This is a genomic window from Ruegeria sp. K5 (assembly GCF_056531805.1).
This window is the reverse complement of the sequence record NZ_JBQFML010000003.1, coordinates 18,595-40,855: the sequence shown is the minus strand read 5'-3', so window position 1 is coordinate 40,855 and position 22,261 is coordinate 18,595. Positions and strand designations below refer to the sequence as shown.

The 22,261-nt window shown below is 58.8% G+C and carries 20 protein-coding genes; 7 read left to right on the top strand and 13 right to left on the bottom strand.

All coding sequences use genetic code 11. The annotated features are described in order from the left end of the window. Positions 1-3: 3 nt before the first annotated feature. The 6 genes from ACR0MO_RS11480 to ACR0MO_RS11455 form a co-directional block, all read right to left on the bottom strand. Positions 4-1,620 carry a bifunctional aspartate transaminase/aspartate 4-decarboxylase gene (locus ACR0MO_RS11480; RefSeq protein WP_170622124.1) on the bottom strand — a complete coding sequence of 539 codons (1,617 nt, stop codon included), beginning with the start codon at positions 1,618-1,620 and terminating at the stop codon, positions 4-6. An 18-nt stretch (positions 1,621-1,638) separates the two neighbouring features. Next, positions 1,639-3,324 carry an aspartate-alanine antiporter gene (aspT, locus tag ACR0MO_RS11475; protein WP_170453736.1) on the bottom strand — a complete coding sequence of 562 codons (1,686 nt, stop codon included), beginning with the start codon at positions 3,322-3,324 and terminating at the stop codon, positions 1,639-1,641. 192 nt (positions 3,325-3,516) lie between these two features. Next, on the bottom strand, positions 3,517-5,049 hold the full coding sequence (locus ACR0MO_RS11470; RefSeq protein WP_170522949.1) for an alkaline phosphatase family protein: 1,533 nt from the start codon (positions 5,047-5,049) through the stop codon (positions 3,517-3,519). 72 nt (positions 5,050-5,121) lie between these two features. Next, complete coding sequence (locus ACR0MO_RS11465) at positions 5,122-6,957, bottom strand: carbamoyltransferase family protein (protein ID WP_480891316.1); 1,836 nt, start codon at positions 6,955-6,957, stop codon at positions 5,122-5,124. A 4-nt stretch (positions 6,958-6,961) separates the two neighbouring features. Continuing rightward, complete coding sequence (locus ACR0MO_RS11460) at positions 6,962-7,111, bottom strand: DUF5989 family protein (protein ID WP_170453733.1); 150 nt, start codon at positions 7,109-7,111, stop codon at positions 6,962-6,964. Positions 7,112-7,128: 17 nt separating this feature from the next. Further along, positions 7,129-7,533: an SxtJ family membrane protein gene (locus ACR0MO_RS11455; protein WP_170453732.1), complete on the bottom strand. Its 405-nt coding sequence runs from the start codon at positions 7,531-7,533 to the stop codon at positions 7,129-7,131. A gap of 207 nt (positions 7,534-7,740) precedes the next feature. Between ACR0MO_RS11455 and ACR0MO_RS11450 the strand changes: the two genes are divergently transcribed. From ACR0MO_RS11450 to ACR0MO_RS11435, 4 genes are read left to right on the top strand one after another with little or no spacing between them, the layout of a single operon-like run. Beyond that, positions 7,741-8,865 carry an ABC transporter permease gene (locus tag ACR0MO_RS11450; RefSeq protein WP_480891313.1) on the top strand — a complete coding sequence of 375 codons (1,125 nt, stop codon included), beginning with the start codon at positions 7,741-7,743 and terminating at the stop codon, positions 8,863-8,865. Position 8,866: 1 nt separating this feature from the next. Next, positions 8,867-9,682 (top strand): ABC transporter ATP-binding protein, encoded by an 816-nt coding sequence (locus tag ACR0MO_RS11445; RefSeq protein ID WP_170453730.1) that lies wholly within the window; start codon positions 8,867-8,869, stop codon positions 9,680-9,682. 5 nt (positions 9,683-9,687) lie between these two features. Further along, positions 9,688-11,004: an MlaD family protein gene (locus tag ACR0MO_RS11440; protein ID WP_480891310.1), complete on the top strand. Its 1,317-nt coding sequence runs from the start codon at positions 9,688-9,690 to the stop codon at positions 11,002-11,004. Further along, complete coding sequence (locus ACR0MO_RS11435; RefSeq protein ID WP_170453728.1) at positions 11,001-11,657, top strand: ABC-type transport auxiliary lipoprotein family protein; 657 nt, start codon at positions 11,001-11,003, stop codon at positions 11,655-11,657. Before ACR0MO_RS11440 ends, ACR0MO_RS11435 begins: the two co-directional genes overlap by 4 nt. A gap of 5 nt (positions 11,658-11,662) precedes the next feature. Here the strand turns inward: ACR0MO_RS11435 and ACR0MO_RS11430 are convergent, their stop codons facing one another. Beyond that, complete coding sequence (locus tag ACR0MO_RS11430; RefSeq protein ID WP_480891307.1) at positions 11,663-13,243, bottom strand: FMN-binding glutamate synthase family protein; 1,581 nt, start codon at positions 13,241-13,243, stop codon at positions 11,663-11,665. Positions 13,244-13,463: 220 nt separating this feature from the next. Here ACR0MO_RS11430 and ACR0MO_RS11425 point away from each other — a divergent pair, with 220 nt between their 5' ends. Next, positions 13,464-13,877, top strand: a complete 414-nt coding sequence (locus ACR0MO_RS11425) for a fluoride efflux transporter FluC (RefSeq protein ID WP_480781159.1) — start codon at positions 13,464-13,466, stop codon at positions 13,875-13,877. Beyond that, positions 13,874-14,236, top strand: a complete 363-nt coding sequence (gene crcB / locus ACR0MO_RS11420; RefSeq protein WP_480882142.1) for a fluoride efflux transporter CrcB — start codon at positions 13,874-13,876, stop codon at positions 14,234-14,236. Before ACR0MO_RS11425 ends, crcB begins: the two co-directional genes overlap by 4 nt. Here crcB and ACR0MO_RS11415 read toward each other — a convergent pair. From ACR0MO_RS11415 to ACR0MO_RS11390, 6 genes are read right to left on the bottom strand one after another with little or no spacing between them, the layout of a single operon-like run. Beyond that, positions 14,233-15,756 (bottom strand): DHA2 family efflux MFS transporter permease subunit, encoded by a 1,524-nt coding sequence (locus ACR0MO_RS11415; RefSeq protein WP_480781158.1) that lies wholly within the window; start codon positions 15,754-15,756, stop codon positions 14,233-14,235. The two genes, crcB and ACR0MO_RS11415, sit on opposite strands and share 4 nt — an antisense overlap. Continuing rightward, positions 15,753-16,730: an HlyD family secretion protein gene (locus ACR0MO_RS11410; protein ID WP_170522980.1), complete on the bottom strand. Its 978-nt coding sequence runs from the start codon at positions 16,728-16,730 to the stop codon at positions 15,753-15,755. Before ACR0MO_RS11410 ends, ACR0MO_RS11415 begins: the two co-directional genes overlap by 4 nt. A gap of 13 nt (positions 16,731-16,743) precedes the next feature. Continuing rightward, on the bottom strand, positions 16,744-17,070 hold the full coding sequence (locus tag ACR0MO_RS11405) for a cytochrome o ubiquinol oxidase subunit IV (protein ID WP_480584532.1): 327 nt from the start codon (positions 17,068-17,070) through the stop codon (positions 16,744-16,746). Further along, on the bottom strand, positions 17,063-17,695 hold the full coding sequence (locus ACR0MO_RS11400) for a cytochrome c oxidase subunit 3 (RefSeq protein WP_480891303.1): 633 nt from the start codon (positions 17,693-17,695) through the stop codon (positions 17,063-17,065). Before ACR0MO_RS11400 ends, ACR0MO_RS11405 begins: the two co-directional genes overlap by 8 nt. Continuing rightward, a complete protein-coding gene (locus ACR0MO_RS11395; protein WP_480891300.1) occupies positions 17,692-19,779 on the bottom strand; it encodes a cbb3-type cytochrome c oxidase subunit I in 2,088 nt (695 codons plus the stop codon). Before ACR0MO_RS11395 ends, ACR0MO_RS11400 begins: the two co-directional genes overlap by 4 nt. Beyond that, on the bottom strand, positions 19,776-20,738 hold the full coding sequence (locus tag ACR0MO_RS11390) for a cytochrome ubiquinol oxidase subunit II (protein ID WP_480891297.1): 963 nt from the start codon (positions 20,736-20,738) through the stop codon (positions 19,776-19,778). The genes ACR0MO_RS11395 and ACR0MO_RS11390 overlap by 4 nt, the downstream gene beginning before the upstream one ends. A 192-nt stretch (positions 20,739-20,930) precedes the next feature. Between ACR0MO_RS11390 and ACR0MO_RS11385 the strand changes: the two genes are divergently transcribed. Next, positions 20,931-22,160, top strand: coding sequence for a lytic murein transglycosylase (locus tag ACR0MO_RS11385; protein ID WP_480891293.1), 1,230 nt, complete (start codon positions 20,931-20,933; stop codon positions 22,158-22,160). The last annotated feature ends 101 nt before the right edge of the window (positions 22,161-22,261 follow it).

Genomic DNA, 22,261 nt, shown 5'->3' with positions numbered 1-22,261 from the left:
GATTTACCCGTGCAGGGGTTTGTTATTGGCGGCTCTGTAGGCTTCGACATATCCACGCGCGACAGCCCGGACGGCGCGGCCAATCTGGGAATAGGCCTCGTCCGGAAGGTTGGCAAAGGACACGCGCGCCGACCAGCCCGGGGCGTCGAACCCGCTGCCGTTCAGCAGGACGATGCCGTGATCTTCGGCCAGTTTGAACGCGATATCCAGCGGGTGGACGTTCTGCTTGATCCAGTCCACGACCTCTTCGCCGACATATTTTCGCAGCCAGAATTCGAAGTCGATGATCCCATAATAGGCGTCATAGTTCTCGCCTGCATCGACATCGATGCCCAAAGCCTCGGTCAGCATTTTGAAGCGGCGATGGACCAGTTCCATGCAGGCGGCCTGATAGTCCTTTTTGGTATCCACCAGCTCGACCAGCGAAAACAGGGTCATCATCACCTGCTGCGGCAGGGACAGTCCCGCCGTATGGTTCAGTGCCACATCCCGGCTGTCCGCAACCAGACGGTCGATGAACCGAATGTCGCGCGGCGTCAGGCTGAGCGTGCCATAGCGTTTGTCCAAACTCTCTTTGATCTCATCGGGGTGTTCGGCCAGTTTCAAGTCAAAGATATTGTCCTGCGCAACCGCGATCACGCCCAGACGCCAGCCGGTGCAGCCAAAATATTTCGAGTAGGAATACACTCCAATCGTATTGCGCGGCACGAATCCCATGACCGAGGTGAAATCGTGCACGAAGGTGCCGTAAACATCATCGGTCAGCATGATCAGATCGGGTCGGTCATTTTCGACCAGATCCGCCAGTTTTTGCAGCGAGGCCTTGTTCAATGCAACCGATGACGGATTGCCCGGATTGACCAGAAAGAAGGCTTTGACCTTCGGGTCCTTCAGCTTTTCCACCGCTGCATCGGTCAGTTGAAAACCGTCCTCTTCATCGGTTTCGACATGCACGGATTCGAGGCTGTAATCCTCAAGCTCGGGCATCTCCAGATATGGCGTGAAGATCGGTGTGCACAGGGCGATGGTGTCCCCGGGGTTGAGCAACCGATTTGCCTTGAGCGTTTTGAAAATGTAGCACATGGCCGCCGTGCCGCCTTCAACCGCAAACAGATCGAATTTCGCATCCGGTTGATGGCCGGAACACATGGCCCACATCAGGTATTCATGCGCGATGATCGCGTTGTGTTTCAGGATGCGATCCGGCACCGGGTAGTTGTCGCCGATGATCGAATCCGTCAGTTCATGCACAAACGCGTCCGCGTTAAAGTCGAAGGCGAAGATCGCGTGTTTGATCACCTCAAGCAGCGTATCGACGCCCGGCGTTTCGGCGTGGGTCTCGGCCCATTTCAACAGACGCTCATGGCATCCGTTCTGCGCGGGCATCCCGCCCAGACCCGCTGGGTGGTTCATGACGCGTTTGGCTTCGGTCACAGCGAACTGACCCAGTGCAAAAAACGCCTCGCGCGGGCGGGTGGCGATCCAGTTGGGGTTGCCACGGCCTGCGTTCAGAAAGGCCGAGTTCGACTTGTGCGCCTCGTCCGAGGCGAGTTTGATCAGCTCATCCTTGATCTGAAAGGGGCTGAGCGCTTCGTAGTCATGCAGTTTCAGTCTGTCCATGAATCCAACCTTTCCAAATCAGCTGAGGATCAAAACAACGACCATGCCAAAGATGGTCAGCAGCGTGTTTCCGATGGCATAGGGCATCCCGTATCCCAGCGCGGGAATTCGGCTTTGGGCCGCTTCCTGTATCATCCCCAGCGCCGCCGTGGTGGTACGCGCACCGGCGCAGGCCCCGAACAGGATGGCCGGGTGAAACTTGAAGACATAGTGTCCCACATAGACCGAGAAGATCATCGGCAAGGACGTCGCCACGATCCCCCACAGCAGCAAGGCAATACCCGCCTGTTGCAGCCCGGCGATAAAGCCCGGCCCGGCGGTGATTCCGATCACGGCAATAAAGACATTCAGGCCGAGTGTATTCATCAACCACAATGACGGGCCGGGAATGCGCCCAAATGTGGGATGCACCGTACGCAACCAACCCAGCAAGAGACCTGACAGCAATGCGCCGCCCGTGGTCGACAGGCTGATCGGAAACCCGCCCATCGTGATGGCCAGCGTCCCGACCAACCCACCGAGGAAAATGCCCCAGCCGACAAAGGCCAGATCAGTTGTATCTACGGGCCGGTCAGCATAGCCGATTTCGGCTATCACAGCCTCGACATGACGTTTGCTGCCCAGCACCGTCAGAATGTCACCGCGATGCAGCACGGTGCCCGGTAACAGAGGCAATTCAACCATGTTGCGCATCAGCTTCGAGACATAGACGCCGCGCGCCATGGACAGCTTGCCCAACTCCTCCAGCGTTTTTCCGTGCACCTCTTTGTTGGTGATCAGAACATCCAGCTTTTCGGACGGGATACTCAGCAGTTCCGGCGCGTCAGCCTCTTTCAGCTTGGCTTCGAGCAATCCCACAAGGTCGGCCCGGCGGCCTGAGAACATGACGGTGTCGCCCGCCTGCAGGATCGTATCATCTTCGACCTCGACGATCTGGTCGCCACGTTTGATCCGCTCGGCATAGATGCGGACGCCGGGCATGAGGTCTTTGACGGGTTGGCCCAGAAGATCGCTGCCCTCGGGGATCACGAAGGCGCGGGATTCGATGGCGCGATAGCCCGAAACGATCCCCTCGCCCGTGTCCACGGCCGCACCACCGCCCAGCTTCGCCTCGTATTCCTTGCAGGCGGCGACCAGATCAACGCCGATCAGACGCGGCCCGATCTTGGCCAGAATGATGGCCGAGCCGATGGTGCCGTAGATATAGGTGACCGCATAGGCAATCGGGATCTGGTTGGCATAGGTTTGCGCCTGCTCGGACGACAGCCCCAACTGGTTGATCTGATCCGTCGCCACCCCAATCGCAGCCGAGATTGTCTGCGATCCAGCATAAAGCCCGGCGGCAAAACCAAGCTCCAACCCGGCAATCTTGGCGGCAACAACCGGGACGATCAGGCACAGGGCCAGTACGCTGAGCGCAAACAGAACCTCGCGCGCGCCATCGGCCTTGAGCCCTCGGATAAACTGCGGCCCGACGCCGTATCCGACGGCAAAGATAAACATGATGAAGAAAGTGGATTTGACGGCCGAGTCGACCTCGATATGCACCTGCCCGATCACGACAGCAGCCAGCAGAGTTGCGGTTACGGTGCCCAGACTGAACCCGAACAGCTTCCATGGACCAACCAGAAACCCGATGCCGATGGACAGAAACACCGCCAGTTCGGGGTAGCTGCGCAACACATTCACAAACCAGTCGATCATCGCCCATCTCCTGTAACCACGTCACCCCAGAGGCCGGGATACCGTTCATATGAGAAGCCGCAGGCCTTCACACAGGACAATCAACCAATCAAACCGTCACGCTGCCTGGCGGAAAAGAAATCAAATGCATCAAGTCAAGGCGACGATATCGTAAGATATGAATTTGTCTAGGATTTTTCCGAACTCCGAGGCTTAGTACCTATTACGGGACCTTGCGCCCTCATGCGTGATGGAATGCAGCGAAAGGGTGTGATCCATGTTCCGCATCCGATGCCGCAGCATCTGCCGACACAACCGGGCAAGATCATCTGCATAGGCCGTGTCACCGGCGACGTTCTCGAACTCACCCTTGCCGTGATGGTCGAACAGGATCGGCGGCAGGTCGGCTGCAAACTCAATCAACGTGAAGCGATCATCGCGCAGGATGCCCAGACATGAATCGCTGTTGCCCGTCCCCAAGCGCTGTTGCCAAAGGGTCGGGTTCTCTGGCTCGGAAAAATCAAGCTCGCTGAAGGAATAGTTTCGCCAATCGTCGGGCACATTGCCCTGCAATAAGGGTATCAGGGACCGACCGTCCATCTCATTCGGGGCGGATTGCCCGACCCATTGCAGAATGGTCGGCGTGATGTCGATGGATTCAGTGGGAACCGTCACCTCAGCCCCCGCCCGCGCCTGATTTCCGGGCGTCCGGATCATCAGCGGTGTGTGATAGGCCGCGTCATAGACCGTCATCTTGCCCCAGCTATGCCGGTCGCCCAGCATCTCACCATGATCCGCCGTCAGTACGATCAGCGTATCGTCATACTGTCCGCTGTCCTTCAGGTACTGGACCACGCGGCCAATATGGTGATCCACCTCGCTCGCCAGTCCGAAATAGATCGACCGCAGGGTGCGGATGTTCTTATCCGTGGGCTCGACTGTATCAAAACCGTGCACGAACTCTTTTTCGGTGTAGACCTCCAGCTTGGGGCCGAAGAACGGGTGCTGGGCTTTCTCGTCTTCGGGCGTGGCCAGCCGGTCAGGCAAAGGCACGCTGTCCGGGTCATACATGGTGTTGTACGGCGCTGGGGCCACCAGCGGAGGATGCGGGCGGATATAGGTCAGATGGGCAAACCAGTTCTGATCGTGATGCGACGCGATACCTTCAAGAAACGCGTCGGTCAGAAAGGCCGTGTCACTGTCCTCGGCCCGATACATCGCCGGGTCATTTAGTTTGGGCGGCCCACCCGACAGCGAAACCGGCTTGTAGACGTCCATATAGCTGTCGAACGCATAGCCCTTTTTCATCAGATGCGCGCGCCAGGGATAGGATTCCTCCAACCGCATCTCGACAACTTCAAGGAAGCCTTCCATCGACTGTTCATAGGTCCGCAGGATCGGATCATTCGGGTCGTAGGCACGCGGGTCTGCCGGGGTGTCGGTATAGCCGAACAGCATCGGCAAATAGCCAGCCTTGCGCATTTCGGTCGCGATATTGGGAATATCGTGGCGCAGCGGCGTACCGTTACGGACCGAGCGGTGGTTCATCGCATATTGCCCGGTCAACAGCGATGCGCGTGACGGGCCACAGGGGTTGGTCACCGAATAGTGCCGTTTGAACGTCACCGCCTCGGCCATGAAGGATCGCAGATTTGGCAGGTTTACGTGATCCGCCAACGCTCCGAACAGGCAATCTGCCCGAAGCTGGTCGATGATGATGAACAGAACTTTCCCAGCCTGACCCATGTCGCGCACCTCGATTCCGCACCCGAGTTTCTGGTGCGGACTGTGTCCCGGAACGGCTGACCTCGCAAGAACTTAGTCGAGCTCGTACTTGGTCTCGTAATTTTCCCTCAGCGCCGGGTCCTGATCTTCCTTGCGCAACAGGCAGTTGCCGATCGACAGAACCTCGATATCCGTACCCATGAAGCAACGGAACGCATCGGTCGGGGTGCAGACAATCGGCTCGCCCCGCACGTTGAACGAGGTGTTTACGACCAAAGAGCACCCGGTCAGGTCTTTGAACTTGGAAATCAGCGCGTGATAGGCCGGGTTCGTGTCCTGATGCACGGTCTGAATGCGGGCAGAGTAATCCACATGGGTCACGGCCGGAATCTCGGATCGTTTGACGTTCAGCTTGTCGATGCCAAACAGATCGTTTTCCTCATCCGTCATCTGGCGGCGGATTTTTTCCTGAACATCAGCCACGATCAGCATATAGGGGCTGTCGCCGTCCAGCTCGAACCAATCCGCGACGTCCTCGCGCAGAACAGACGGCGCGAAGGGGCGGAAGCTTTCGCGGTATTTGACCTTCAGGTTCAGGGTTTTCTGCATCGACTCGGATCGTGGATCCCCCAGGATCGAGCGTGCGCCCAAGGCGCGTGGCCCGAACTCCATCCGCCCCTGAAACCATCCGACCGCTTTTCCGTCCGCCAGTGCCTGCGCAGTCTGGTCAACCAGTTCACCGTTTTCGTGGATGGTGAATTTGGCCCCGGCACGGGTCAGTTCTTCGGCAATCTCATCATCTTCGAAACGTGGGCCCAGATAGGCCCCCTGCATCTGATCGCCCGAGGTGACCTGTCGTGAGTTCCCCAATTCCTGATGCCACGCAGCACAGGCGGCCCCTAGTGCCCCGCCTGCGTCCCCGGCGGCAGGCTGAACCCAGACGTTGTCAAACGCGCCGTCCCGCAAAATCTTGCCGTTTGCCACGCAGTTCAGAGCCACACCGCCCGCCATGCACAGATTTCGGATGCCGTGTTCGCGCGCCAGATCGCGGGTGATACGCAGCATGATCTCTTCGGTCACGGCCTGCACGGATGCCGCGATATCCATATGGAACTGCGTCAATTGATCGGTTTCGGGCTTGCGCACCGGCTGGCCAAACAAATCCTCAAGCGCCTTGCTGGTCATGGTCAGACCGGCCGTATAATTAAAGTACTTCTGGTTCAGCCGGAATGAGCCGTCCTCTTTCAGATCAACCAGATGTTCGAGGATCAGATCCTTGTATTTCGGCATACCGTACGGGGCCAAACCCATGACCTTGTATTCGCCGGAATTGACCTTGAACCCGGTGTAATAGGTGAAGGCGGAATAAAGCAGACCCAGCGAATGCGGGAAATGCAGTTCCTTGACCATCGTCAGCTCATTGCCGCGCCCGATACCAACCGTGGTTGTGGCCCACTCACCCACACCATCCACCGTCAGCACAATCGCCTCTTCAAAGGGTGAAGGGTAAAACGCGCTGGCGGCGTGGCTGACATGATGTTCCGAGAACAGGATCTTATCGACGGTAAAATCGGGATCGATTTTGCGAAGCTGCTTGTTCAGCAAATCCTTCAGAAAAAGCTTTTCGCGCAACCAGACCGGCATGGCCATTCGGAACGAATTGAACCCGCGCGGCGCGACTGCGATGTAAGTTTCGATCAAACGTTCGAATTTCAGAAACGGTTTGTCGTAGAACACAACATTGTCCACGTCCGCCAATGTGATGCCTGATTCGGCCAGCACGTATTGGATCGCCTTTTCCGGAAATCCGGGGTCGTGTTTTTTGCGGGTAAACCGCTCTTCCTGTGCGGCGGCCACGATCTGGCCGTCGCGCAACAATGCTGCGGCGCTGTCGTGATACAGCGCGGAAATGCCCAAAATGTACGTCATAAGATCAGAACAGCGTGTAGACGAACGGCGCAATGGCCGAACCTTGGCTAAGGACGATCAGCCCTCCGAATACACCCAACATGACAAAGATGGGCAGCAGCCAAAACTTCTTTCTGACCCTCAAAAACGACCAGAGCTCGGAAACGAATGTCACGTCTGGTACTCCCTTTTTTAAAACTGTTGTTTCATGCTGCCAGGCTGGTCCTTACGGACGACCCAATAGCTATCTGCACTGCTGTCTAGCCTTTCGGACAAAAGGTCTTTGCCCAACAAACGCGCCACAAGGCCAAACGGCACAAAGGTGGTGATGAAGACCAGAAACATCACGACAGGCGCGACAATGGCCCCCAACAGCATACCAAACTTGAACCAAAGCCGGTTCGGTTTGGCCAAAACCTGCGGGGCAAGAAAGGTCAGCGCAAGGATGATCCCTGCAATAGCAAGCAGTATCCAACGCGGAGACCCGCCGCCAAATACAGGCCACAGGGCAATGATCAGAAAAACCGCTGTGAAGACAAATCCGAACCCGCGCTCGGACCCGATTTCGACATCAACATTCGCGTGATGGTCAGACATGACACACAACCAAACAACTAAAACTCAACCACATGTAATAAGGTAGCATTACCTTCGGTTGAAACAAGTGAATTGGGTCACAATGCGACCGGGAATCTGCCCTCTGACGCCAAGCAGTGTCACACCCAGGCCATTCTGATCCCCCAAATCCCCGCGAAAGCGCACAAAGCCGTTGCAGCCCGTGGGCGTTTTCCGTCACATGTCCTCATGACGCCGCCCAAGATCACCTCTGAGCGCGAAAGCACCGGCACACATGTGCGCATTTCGGGCGCGCTGTTGACGCAGTCCTTGGAAACGGTCGAACGCGACTTCGCCGCGGTTCAGCCAGTTGGCGGCGACGTGACCGTGGACCTGTCGGAAATCGAGGCGTTGGATACCGGCGGGGCGTGGTTGGTGGCGGACCTGTCGCGGCGGTTCACGGCCAATGGTGCGCAGCTTCAGTTTCTGGGGTTGAAACCGGCACATGCCGCTTTGATCGATACCGTATCGCACAACATCCCCGACAAGCCGGGGCGGCTGGCCCAACCAAGGACCTTCGCCGATTGGGTCGAGAGCGTTGGTCGCAGCACCTTCGGGGCATGGAAGGATACGCTGTCGATCCTCGGGTTTCTGGGTCTGACCCTGCACCGGCTGGCCCGCACGATTGCAATGCCATGGCGGTTGCGGCGGGCGGCCCTGTTCACGCATATGGAAGAAACCGGGTTCAAGGCCCTGCCCATCGTGGCGCTGATGGGGTTTCTGATCGGCGTTGTTCTGGCCTTTCAGGGGGCCACGCAGCTGAAACAGTTCGGGGCCGAGATTTTTGTGGTCGAACTGATCTCAATCTCGGTTCTGCGCGAGTTGGGGATTTTGCTGACCGCGATCATTGTCGCGGGCCGGTCAGGCTCGGCCTTTACCGCCTCAATCGGGTCGATGAAGGTGCAGGAGGAGATTGACGCCATGCGCACGCTGGGTCTGGACCCGATCGAGGTTCTGGTGGTGCCACGTGTTCTGGCCCTGCTGATCATGTTGCCAATTCTCGGCTTTGTCGCCGATATGGCCGGGTTGTTCGGCGGCGCGTTGATGAGTTGGATCGATCTGGGCATCAGCCCCGGCATGTTCATCACGCGCCTGAACGAAAGCACCGATGTCTGGCAACTGGCCGTTGGCTTGATCAAGGCCCCGTTCTTTGCGCTGGTCATCGGGGTCATCGCGTGCTGGCAGGCCATGCAGGTCAAGGGCTCGGCGCAAAGCGTCGGGCAACGCACCACCGCCTCGGTGGTGCAGTCGATTTTCATGGTGATCGCGATCGACGCGCTGTTTTCGATCTTCTTCTCAGAGCTGGGGATCTGACATGGACGGCACCGTGCAGCATCAGACAACCCCGGTGGACGCACAGCGCGAGGCCGTGATCCGCGTGCGTGGGCTGCGCAATCAATTCGGGCCGCAAGTGGTGCATGACGACCTGAATCTGGATGTCTGGCGGGGTGAGGTTCTGGGCATCGTCGGCGGCTCGGGCACCGGTAAATCGGTACTGTTGCGCACGATTGTTGGGCTCAACACACCTGCGGCGGGCAGTATCGAGGTTCTGGGCGTCGATGTTCTGAACGGCCCCGAAGAAGATCGCCGCCGGATCGAGCGCCACTGGGGCGTCGCCTTTCAGGATGGCGCGCTGTTTTCTTCGCTGACTGTGCTGCAAAACGTCATGGCCCCGCTGCGCGAACATACCGGTATCAGCGAACGGTTGATGGAGTCGCTGGGCGCATTGAAAATCAGCCTGGTCGGGCTGCCACAGCTGAGTTGCGGCAAGTTCCCGTCGGAACTGTCGGGCGGTATGCGCAAACGGGCCGCGCTGGCCCGCGCCCTGTCGCTGGACCCCGAGATCGTGTTTCTGGACGAACCCACCGCCGGGTTGGATCCCATCGGTGCGGCTGCTTATGATGCCCTGATCCGCGAGTTGCAGCAGGCGCTGGGACTGACCGTCTTTATGGTCACGCACGATCTGGACAGCCTTTATGCCATCTGCGACCGGGTCGCCGTGCTTGCAGAAAAGCGCGTGCTGGTCGAAGGTCCGATTGAAGAGATGACCAAGGTCGATCATCCTTGGGTGCAGGAATACTTCACAGGCCCCCGCGCCCGCGCGGCGCAGGACAAAGGGCAGGACAGGTAGAGGCGATGGAAACCCGGGCGAATTACATTCTGATCGGCGCGTTCACCCTTGCGGGCATTCTGGGGGCGTTCGGCTTCTTCCTGTGGCTTGCCAAATTCGAAGTGACCCGCCAATACGCCTATTACGATGTGCTGTTCGACAATGTCTCGGGCCTGTCGGCGGCGGGCGGCGTCAGCTATAACGGCCTGCCGGTCGGGCAGGTTATATCCTTGAAGCTGGATGAGGACGATCCGTCGAAGGTTCGCGTGCGCATCGAGGTCGACGCCGATATTCCGGTCACCGAAGAAACCATTGCGCAGTTGCAATCGCTGGGGGTGACCGGAGTGGGCTATGTCGAGCTAACCGGCGGCTCCACCTCGGCAGCACGTTTGCCGCAGGACAGCGTGATCAAAAGCAAACGCAGCACCATCCAGTCCCTGTTTGAAGGCGCGCCCAAAGTGCTGGACGAGGCCGTGACCCTGCTACAGGAACTGAACTCGGTCGTGGATGAGAAGAACCGGAAGGCCGTATCCGACATTCTGGAAAACCTCGCCTCGGCCACCGGTCGGCTGGACAAGACGCTTTCGGATTTCGAATCCGTCTCGGCCAATATCGGCAATGCGGCGCAGGATATCGGGGTCTTCACCAAAAAGCTGGACCCGTTGATCAGTTCCGCTGAATCCACCCTTGAAACCGGTACGGACACATTGAAGTCGATCAAAACCGCTTCCGACACCGCAAAAGAGGCGCTGGATGAGGCCAAGGTGACCCTGACAACGACCAACCGTGTGATCGAACAGGATATTCGCCCGTTCATCGAACGCGGCTCGGATCTGGCCGAGAACCTCACCCGGTTGTCGCAGGAGGCTGGCGCATCCCTCAGCGTGATCACCGAGACTGTTCTGAACGCCAACACGACGCTTGGATCGATCACCTCGACCATGGACTCGGCCAAGGGGGCGCTGGCCTCGGCAGAGCGGGCCTTTGACTCGGCCAATCAGGTGATCGAGACCGACGTCGCCCCGGTGGCGCAGGATATTCGCCGAGCCGCCAATCAGGTGACCGAAACCGTCGCAGGCATTACCGACAAGATCGACAAGATCTCTGACGACGTGCTCAGCGCGTCGAATTCCGCGAAAGAGCTGCTGGGCACTATCGACGGGGTGGTGCAGGACAATCGCCGTCAGGTGTCTGATTTCCTGCGGGTTGGATTACCGCAGTTCATTCGGTTTATTGAAGAATCCCAGCGTCTGGTCATCAGCCTTGATCGCCTGGTCGACAAGGTCGAACGCGACCCGGCACGCTTTTTGCTGGGCACCCAAGCATCGGAGTTCCGTCAATGATAAGGCCCCTTATTCTATCCCTGGTGGCTGTGATACTGGGCGGCTGCGCCGGTTTGGGCACGTTGCAGCAGGCCTCAAAACCGAACGACCTGTATCTTTTGACGCCGAAAAGCACGTTCGCATCCTCGCTGCCGCGTATCCAGAAGCAGATCGTGGTTGAAGAACCCACCGCAACAGCGGCTGTGAACACCGATCAGATCGCGGTGCAACCGACCCCTTTGCAGGTTCAATACCTGCCCCGCGCGCGATGGGTGGATCGGGCTCCGCTGATCGTGCAGGCGCTGCTGGTCGAAAGCTATGAGAATTCGGGCAAGGTCGCTGCCGTTGGTCGTTCAACCGTGGGTCTTCGCGCCGATTACGTCATCGCGCCGGATCTGCGCGAATTTCAGGGCATCGTGGTGTCCGAAACAGAAAACGGCAAAACCGTCCGTATCGAAGTCCGTATGAACATCAAGATCATCGATGAATATGAAGACAAGATCATCGCCTCAAGCTCGTTTCAGGAAAACGTAGTGGCCGCCAGCGATCAGACGCCCGATCTGGTCAATGCCTTCGACGTCGCATTGGGACGAACGATGCGGGACGCGGTGGAATGGAGCGTGCGCCGGATCAATACGCACGCTGCCAATAACCCCCGTTCGACCGTCAACTGACGCCGTCAGAACTGCGCGGCTGACGCGCGCTGCCAATCCGCTGCATATTCGGGCGGAATCGTGTCGGACAGAAACGCGCCTTCATCGACCAGCGTGTATAGTTCGGCGTAAGAATACTCCCGCTCGTCCGCTGTACGGCGGCGGATATCAGCGAGTGTCAGTTCGGACACTGTCTGTTTTCCCATCGCGCCCAGCAACTCGCGGAAGCTTTCCAAGGTGGCGTCATGATAGCGATGCACCCGCTGGCGTTTTTGCGGAACATTCACCGCGCGGCCCCGGATCGGGTCTTGCGTGGCCACGCCCGAGGGGCAGCGATTGGTGTTGCAGTGCAGCGCCTGAATGCAGCCTACCGCAAACATCATCGCGCGCGCGGCGTTACACATATCCGCGCCAAGGGCGAATTTTTCGACCATGTCATAGCCGGTGGCCACTTTGCCCGAGCATATGATCCGGATCTTGTCACGCAGCCCGGCACCGCGCAGGCAGTTGTTCACGAAGATCAACGCCTCGTTCAGCGGCATTCCCAGACGGTTGGTGAATTCAACCGGCGCAGCCCCGGTTCCGCCTTCCGAGCCGTCAATGGTGATGAAATCGGGCAGAATTCCGGTTTCCAGCATGGCCTTGCAGATCGCCATGAACTCGGACGGGTTGCCGATGCACAGTTTGAAGCCGATCGGCTTACCGCCCGACATCTCGCGCAGATGCTGTACGAATTCGATCAACCCGGTGGGGCCGTCGAAAGCGGAATGAACGGGGGGTGAGATCACATCCTGATGTTCGGGCACACCCCTGATCTCGGCAATTTCCTTGTCGACCTTCGCGGCCGGAAGCACCCCGCCATGCGAAGGCTTTGCCCCTTGCGAGAGCTTGATTTCAATCGCTTTGACGACATCCTTTTGGGCCTTTTCAGCAAACTTGTCCTTGTCAAACCCACCCTCGGGCGTGCGACAGCCGAAATAGCCGGTGCCGATCTGCCAGATGATATCGCCACCTTCGGCCAGATGATGCGGCGACAGCCCACCTTCGCCCGTGTTATGTGCAAACCCGCCATCCTTCGCCCCGCCGTTCAGGGCCCGGATCGCATTGGCGCTGAGCGCGCCAAAGCTCATGGCCGACACATTCAGGCGCGACGCGTCATAGGGTTTGTCGCATTGCGGCCCGCCCAGCATCACCCTTTCTTCGCTTTCGTGCACATCCTTGGGCGCAAGCGAGTGGTTGGCCCGATGGTAGCCCACAGTCAGGATGTCATATTGGGTACCAAACGCCTGCGTATCGACCTGACCCTTGGCGCGGGAATAGACAAGGCTGCGAATGATCCGATTATAGGGCCGCCCGCTTTCGTTGGTTTCCACGAAATATTGCCGGATCTCGGGGCTGACAAATTCCAGCATGTAGCGGAAGTGCCCCAGCACCGGATAGTTGTTCAGCACGTTGTGCTTGGTGGTCAGCATATCATACATCCCGATCACGGCGTACGGGATCAAAATGACCAGCAGCCAGTGCGCCGGTGGCCAGAAAAAGCCCAGGATCGCCACCAAGGGCAGACAGACGAAACTCAGAAAATAATAGAGCCTGCGTACAACCATTCCTGATCTCCTTGGGTGGGTTGTTGGTGGGGACGGTCTGAACCCATGTGATTTAGACCGAAGGCGTTGACGCCAAAGTGAAACATCTTGGCTTTTGATTGCAAGCCCTTAGGTTTCGCGGAAACAAACCGGTCGGGAATGTGAAACCACGTTACAGGTTTGATTGATCCCGCGGTTCGCGCACAGTATGCCGGTCAAGCGACAGCAATAGGCGGGACGGGTGGCGGGACCAAACGGCAAGACTGCGAAACATGGGCGTGTCCTGATGTTCCTGTCAGTATTCGTGGGCGGGGCGCTTGGGTCGCTTCTGCGCGAACTGTTTGCGCTGGACATTCCCGGCGTGCCCATCCTGACCGCAACCTTTGGCATCAACATCTTCGCGTGTTTTGTGCTGGGCTGGCTGTATGCCATCCGGCACCGGGTCCACGCGCATGTTCTGCATCTGGGGGCCGTTGGGTTCTGTGGCGGGCTGTCAACGTTTTCCTCATTCGTGGCAGAACTTGACCGGCTGGCCCAAACCGCGCTTTGGACGGCCCCCGCTGCTGCGGCGCTTGAGATCGCGTTTGGTCTGGCTGCGGCCCTTGTGGGTGAGGCATTGGGGCGGTGGTTTCATGCAAAAGGTGGGCGGCAATGATTGACCTGTACCTGCATGCGATGTTCGGCTTGGGCGGCGGGCTTGGTGCGGTTCTGCGCCATTGGCTGGCATTGCGGGTCACCCACGCCCTGCCCCTGTCCACGCTGATCGTGAACGTTCTGGGCAGTCTGCTGCTGGGCCTGTGGATCGGCTATCTGGGCGGTCCGGTCGAGATGGGGGAAGAACAGAAACGCTTGGTTTTCGGCTTTTGCGGCGGGTTCACGACGTTTTCCAGCTTTGCCTATCAAACGTTGGAATTGCGCCGCGAACGAACGCTTGCACTGGCGGCAGGCAATATCATGGTCAGCCTTATTCTGTGCTGGGGGGCCTTGTGGCTGGGGTTGGTGCTAACCCGCTAATGGGCATGTACCTGAGCCGTTGTGCCCGGCTTCGGGGCCCGGCAGAAAAACAACAGCGGCAAGGTCGCCAGCGCCAGCAGCCCCAGATTGTTGAACACGGTCAGGTACGAGATCATCTCGGCCTGTCGCGCGATCTCTTGCCCCAGAATGGCCGCGCCCTGGGCACTGTCCGGTGTCAGCCCCAAGGGCGCCAGATAAGCCTGTGCCGCCGGGTTATAGGGCGTGACGTTCTGGCTCAGCACCGCGGTATTGGTCTGCAATCCCCGCACGACCCAAGTCCCGACCAGTGAAATACCAACCGATGAGCCCAACTGACGGGTGACGTTGAACAGGCCCGAGGCCTCGTCCTGCCGCGCTTTGCTGATGCTTTCGAAGGCCAGAATGGACATCGGGACAAAGACAAGCCCCATACCCAGACCGCTGATGATGCCGGGAATGGCCAGTTCCCAGAATCCTGCATTCAAGTTCAGCATCCCCATCATGAAATTGCTGATTGCGGTCAGCGTCATTCCGACCCCGGCCAGCACACGGGGGTCAAACCGTTTCACCAGCACGGCCCCGGTTGCGACCATGGACACGCCGGCCGCAAGACCACGCGGGATGAACAGGTGGCCGGATTCGATGACCGGATAGTCCAGCAGCGTCTGAACAAAGGTCGGTAAAATGGCGATGCCGCCATAGAGCGACACCGCAAACCCCACGATCACCAGATTACACAGGGCAAAGTTGCGGTCCGCGAAAAGGCGCAGATCAACAACCGGAGTTTTTGCTGTCAGGCAATGTACGATCAACCCCAGCGCGCCCAGAACCGACGCAACAAGCGCAACCTGAATAATGCGCGAGGACAGCCAGTCCTTGGTCTCACCCTGATCCAGAATGAACTGCAGGCACCCGATGCCAAGGGCCAGAAGCGCAAGCCCCTGCCAATCGATCTTCACCTCTTCGGTCTCGTCTTTCGGCAGCTCTCCGGCAAGCAACAGCAGCGCCATGGCCGCAATGGGAAGGTTCACGAAAAAGACCATCCGCCACGAAAAATACTCGGTCAGGATCGCGCCCACCGTTGGGCCCAGAACCGGGGCCACGACCACACCGAGGCCAAATACGGCCATCGCCTCGCCCCGTTTTTCGCGCGGGAAGGCGTCGAACAGAATAGATTGCGACAAGGGGATCAGGAAGGCCCCGAACATGCCTTGCGCCAGTCGGAAGAACACGATGGTCTCAAGGCTCCAGGACAGGCCGCACATGATCGACATGCAGGCAAAGCCGGTCACGGCGGTCAGGATCAAGCGGCGTCGCCCGACCCGGCGCGCGACAAAGCCGGTCAGCGGCATCACCACAACGGCCGAGACGATATAGCTGGTCAGGATCCACGTGGCCTGATCGGTGGTGGCCCCGAACGCGGCTTGAATATGCGGCAGGGCCACGTTGACGATTGTGCTGTCCAGCACTTCCAGAATAGCACTGCAGACCACGGCGACCACGATCACCGGATTGACGTGGCTGCTTGTCACGCCGGTCATTGTGTTGCCGCTGTTGTGTCCACGACCACCTTGCTGCTGCCACCAACCCGCAGGGGTGCATCGGTCGGATCAAGCTCGATCCGAACGGGGAAGCGGCGGGTGACCTTGACCCAGTTGCCGCTGGAATTCTCGGAGGGCAGCAATGAGAATGTATCCCCCGACCCGCGCCCGATCGAGGCGACTTTGCCCGTCAAAGTCACTCCCGGCAGCATGTCGATCTGAACCGTCACCGGCTGACCGGGACGAATGCGCGGCAGCGCGGTTTCCTTGAAATTCGCATCGACCCACCAGTCGGCGGATTCGACGATGGAAAACTGCGGCGCATTGGCAGACACCGACGATCCGGGCCGCAGGGTCAGGTTGGCAATCCAGCCATCGGCGGAAGCAAAGACTTTGGTCCAGGCCAGATTGGCCTTGTCGATTTCCAGCTGGGCGCGTGCTGACAGTATATCGTCCTGCTTCGCCGCCAGCCCGCTTTGCAAGGCCAAAAGGCTGGACTGGCTGCTGGTCAACTGTGCCGAAGCCTGCGCGAAATCCGAGGTTGTCTGATCCAGCGAAGACTGCGCCACATCCCCTGTCGAGAACAGAACCTTGGCGCGTTCCAGCGCCTTTTGCGCTGTGTCATAAGCGGATTGCGCGCTTGCGACCGATGCCTCGGCGGCCGCAATCTGAGTTGCGTATGATTTGGCCTGCTGCTCGGCGCTGTCCAGATTGGCCTTGGACTGATCCACCGACGCCTTGAACTGCGTGTCATCTATGGTGAACAGCAGATCGCCGCTTTTGACCGCTTGGTTTTCGTCAACATGTACCTTGGCCACCTGCCCGGTCACCTGCGGCGCGATGTAGATGATATTCGCGCCGACATAGGCGTCTTGCGTGGACGGATACCTCTCTTCATGTCGCCAGAACAGGAACAGCCCCGCACCAATCGCGGCAAGCATGACAAGAATTGCGACCAGCTTCAGCGACTTCATAACTCAGACCTTCTTACATCGGGTGCACATGCATACGGATCGCCAGATTGCCCAAAATCCAGACTGTGCCCAGGATGATGATCAGCAGAACAAGGGTTGAGAACAGGATCAGATCCAGATCCTCTCGGCTGCTGCGACGGCGGTCGATATGCAGGAAGTAGACAAGTTGGAAAATAAGCTGGGCCAGCCCCAGCAGACCGATGGTCAGATACACTCCGGTCGTTTCGATCCCCCAGCGATAGGCCACGCCGAACATGGCAAACGTCAGCAGCAGTGACCCGCCATAGCCAATCACATAGCGCCGCCGCTCGCGCCGGTGCATTTCAGAGCGTTTATCCATAGGTCAGCCCTCCGAAATAGACGATTGTGATGATGCCGATCCAGATTAGGTCGAGAAAGTGCCAGAACAGCGCCAGCCGCACCACGCGCGAGATCACCAGATCGGTCATGCCCATCACCCGCAACTGGATGCCCAGCACCACCAGCCACACGCAGCCGGCGGCCACGTGAAGGCCATGCAATGGAACAAGACCGTAGAAGGCCGACAGAAACCCACTGCGCTGCGGGATGCCGCCCTTTTCGGCCATGGCGATAAAGTCCCGGATTTCCAGAACGAGGAAGCTGATGCCCAACAGCAGCGTCACGCCGAACCACAGAATAATCCTTGGCCGGGGCAGGTTGTATTTCAGGGCCAGCATTGCCAGCCCAACGGTCAGACTGCTGGTTAACAGGATCATCGTCTGGGCGAAGATGCTGGTCAAATCGAACAACTCATGCGGGCCCGGACCGCCCGCCTGCGCATCGATCATGGTGATGTGGATAGCAAACATCAGGCCGAAATAGACCAGATCGCTCATCAAAAAGACCCAGAAGCCGAAGGTTACGACCTCGGATGCCTTGTGGGCGCTGGCGTGGCGGTCGCCGAGGTTGATCCCCGGATAGCTGTGCGTTGGCGCGCGCTTCATGTGATCGCCTCCAAATCCGGGCGGGCGAGGCCGCGGTTTTCCGGCGCGGTCTCATGGTCACGGTCCACGGCGGCTTCGCTATGGACCAGAGCAAGCCAGGCCTCGTGCTCTTTGCGCACCTCTTCGGCTGGAATCGTGATCTCGGTGCTGGTGTCGAAAGTCCAGAGGATGAAGGCCAGGATCATCGCAACGGTCATCAGCGCAGCCAGCCACCAGATCCACCAGACCAAGGCGAACATCCAGATGCCACTAGCTACGCAGAGGATGAAGCCGATGCCTGTGTTGCGTGGCATTTCGATGTCTTCATAGGCCTCAGGCTTGGGATAAGCTGCTCCGCGTTCCTTGGCGATGGCAAAGTTATCCCGGTCCGTCACCTGCGGAATGATGGCAAAGTTATAGGGCGGCGGCGGCGCCGGGATCGACCATTCCAGAGTGCGCCCATCCCAAGGGTCCCCTACAGGCACGCGGGTCTTATCCCGGTCGCGGATGCTGATCCAAAGCTGGACCAGAACTGAAAACAGAGCCGCCGTTATGACCAGCGCTCCGATAACGGCGACAATCATATAGGGGTGAAAGCTGGGGTCTTCCCAACTGTAGGACCGGCGCGGCATGCCCATCAGGCCGACAAAGTACAGCGGCAGGAAGGTCAGCATGAACCCAATGGTCCAAAGCGCAACCGTCGCCCTGCCCCAGCCTTCGTGCAGGCGGAACCCGAAGGCCTTGGGGAACCAGTAATTATAGGCGGCCAGCAAACCGAACAGCACGCCCGGCAGCAGCACATTGTGGAAATGAGCCACCAGAAACAGCGTGTTATGCACCTGATAGTCGACAGTCGGGTTGGCCAGGATCACGCCGCTGAGCCCGCCGATCACAAAAAGCATCAGGAAGGCCAGACCATACAGCATCGGCACCGAGAACCGGATCCGCCCACGCCACAGGGTTGCCATCCAGTCATAAACCTTCACTCCGGTCGGGATCGCGATCAGCATGGTTGCAATGCCAAACACCGCATTGATCAGCGCGCTTTGGCCCATGGTAAAGAAGTGATGCAGCCAGACCGTAAAGGACAGTACCGCAATCGACATGGTGGCGATGACCAGCGAGGCGTAGCCATAAAGTCGTTTGGCCGAGAAGGTCGCGAAGATCTCGGAGTAGATGCCATAGGCGGGCAGCACCAGCAGATAGACCTCGGGGTGGCCGAACAGCCAGAACAGGTTGGCGTAGTTCATCATGTTGCCGCCAAGGTCATTGGTGAAAAAGTGGAAATCCAGATAGCGGTCAGCGGCCAGCAACAGGGCCGCAACGCCCAGGGGCGGCATGGCAAAGACGATCAGGATCGAGCTGCAGATGATCGTCCAGCAATACATCGGCAGCCGCATGAAGGTCATGCCCGGTGCACGCAGCTTGTAGATCGTGACGGCAAAGTTGATCCCGGTCAGCGTGGTTCCTATCCCAGAGACGACAATGGCCCAGATCCAGTAATCCGGCCCAACGCCGGGATTAAACGCGGCCCCTGTATAGGGCGGATAGGCCGTCCAACCTCCGGTCGAGAAATGGCCCACAACCAGCGACACCATCAGCATCATGCCTGCTGAAACGGTCAGGCCTAGGCTGATCTGATTCATCACCGGGAAGGCCACATCCCGCGCGCCGATCATCAGCGGGACGACATAGTTGGCGATACCAAACACAAAGGGCACGGCCACGAAGAAGATCATGATCGTGCCATGGGTGCTGAACAGTTCAGCGAAGTGCTCGGCCTCAAGGAACCCCTCGCCCGGTCCTGCGGCCTGTTGCGCGCGCATGACAACGCCTTCCAGCACGCCCCGCGCCAGCATAACTATGGCGAAGACGACATACATGATGCCGATTTTCTTGTGGTCAGCGCTGGTCAGCCAATCGCGCCAGAGCGGACCCCACAGGCGGAACCATGACAGCAGGGCAACCACCGCAACCGCGCCAACGATAACCACCGCTGCGGCGGCATTGGCGACGATCTCATTTGCGTTCGGGTTCTGGATCAGACCCGTGATGGGAAGCGCATCCCAGCTGAGGCGACCGAAAAAGCCGGACTCTGATGTCATTGCCCGACCTCCTGCCCGTAAGCGGTTGTTCCCGGTTGTTGATCCAATGGCAAAGCCTGCCCCGAGTGATAGCGATGCAGGATCGTCTGAAACAGATCACCGTCGTCCAGCCGGAAATACAGCGCGTTTTCAGGCATTTGCGGAGTACCAAGTGCCGCCTGCACTTCATCCCGGTCTGTGCGCATGGCGAGGGTCTGATAGGTCGCCTGATCCAACACGATGCCATTTTGCCGGACACTTTCGACCCATGTCTCGAATTCGTCAGGCTGCATGGCAAGCGTTTCGAATTTCTGCTTGGTGAAGCCGCGCCCGTTATATTGGGTGTTCTCGCCCTGCATCGTCTCGGGCCGGTCCGCGACCAGATGCAGCTGAGTTGTCATGCCCGGCATCGCATAAATCTGACCCGCAAGCGCCGGGATCATGAAGGATTGCATCACCGTATCCGTCGTCAGCGTCATGGCGATCTGCTGTTTTACCGGAATGCCCAGTTCACCCACGCTGGCGATGCCCAGTTCGGGATAGATGAACAGCCATTTCCAATCCAGACCCACAACCTGAACCTGCACGGCGGGCTCGTCCCCGAAAGGTGCAGCATAGGGATCCAGCCTGTGGGTCGCCTTCCACAGATAGAAGGACAGGATCGCCACGATCACGACCGGGATACCCCACATCAGCATCTCAAGCCGGCCGGAAAAGTCCCAATTCGGGCTGTAAGCCGCAGTGCCACCCTTTCGGCGGCGATAGCGCAGCGCAATCAGAGGGACCAGCACCAGAACAGGCACAACCGCCACAAGGATCAGCACCGTCGCCCGCAACAGGTGTGTTTTCTGAACGGCCGCTATAGGGCCCTGAGGGTCCATGAAACTGTCGCTGGCACCCGCCATCTGGGCCGAGGCAACCAGCATAGCCACCGCGATCAGCGCCAAAACCGACCCGAGGGGCATTCTGATGGTACTCATACCCGCCTGTCCTCTGTGGCCCCCGATTAGCGTCAACTATCGGCAAGTGCAGGACAATTCTCAAGGTTTTTTCGAGAACGCAGAGGATTCGTCTATTGGAAGAGCAGGAATGGATTTATTTGCCCAATTCCTGCATCCTTGACGGCAAGAACTTTGGGTTTAACCAGACAGGCACAGGGCAGCAAACATCCGATGCGTGCATTTCTTTCCATCCTTCTGTTGGTCTTTGCGGCCAGCAGCGCCAATGCGCAGGATCGCGCATCGGTTGAGCGGCAATTTCAATCCTGGCTGAACAAAACGATCTGGCCGCAGGCCCGTGCCAAGGGTGTCTCTCGTGACACTATGAACCGCGCGTTTTCAGGGGTTACTCTGAACTGGGACTTGCCCGATCTTGTCCCGCCCGGAAGCAAGCCGAAGACGCCAAAGAAGCAGAAGCAGGCCGAGTTCGGCTCGCCCGGGCGGTATTTCAACGCGGGCTCGGTTCTGGGGGCAACGTCCGTCGGGCGGCAAATGGCAAAACGTCATGCCGCAACCCTTGCGCGGGTTGAGGCGCAGACCGGTGTGCCCGCGCGCATCCTTCTGGCCATCTGGGGCCGGGAAAGCGGATATGGACAGGTCCCGATCCGACATGACGCCTTTCAGGTGCTGGCCACCAAAGGGTTCATGAGCACACGGGCGGACTATTTCACCGGCGAATTGATCGCCGCGCTGCAGATTGCCGAAGCCGGGCATGTTCGGGACATGAAAAGCTCGTGGGCCGGGGCGTTGGGGCAGCCGCAATTCATGCCATCCAGCTTTCTGACCTATGCCGCCGACGGAAATGGCGACGGGCGGGCGGATATCTGGGGTTCTGCCGATGACACGCTGGCCTCGATTGCGAATTATCTGGCCCGGCATGGCTGGGTCACTGGTCGAGACTGGGGGTTCGAGGTGACGGTGCCCAACACAGTGTCCTGCGCGCTGGAAGGGCCGGATCAGGGGCGGCCCATTCGCGATTGGGCGGCAATGGGCATCACGCGCGTCTCGGGCAAGCCCTTCCCGGCCCATGAACTGGCGGGTGAAGGCTATCTGATGATGCCCGCCGGGCGCAACGGACCTGCCTTTGTGGTGACGCCGAATTTCTACGTGCTGAAAGAGTACAACAAAAGCGACCTCTATGCCCTGTTTGTCGGCCATGTCGGGGACCGGATCCAGTTTGGCGTCGGCGATTTCTCTGGCCGCTGGGGGAAGGTTGGCGGCCTCTACCGCTCGGACATTGCGGCGATGCAACGCGCGCTCGAAGCGCAAGGCCATGACGTCGGCGGGGCGGATGGGCTGCCGGGGTTCAAAACCCGCCGATCAATCGGACGCTGGCAAGAGGCGACAGGCCAAAGCGCGACTTGTTTTCCGGAACAGCGCATGAAAGCCAGCCTGAAAAACTGATCGGGGCATATGCAATGCACAATGGGTAAACTCCGGATGACAAATCCTTCACGTTAACGATTGGATTTTGACTCTGACCCTTCCAAATGGCACGATTTATC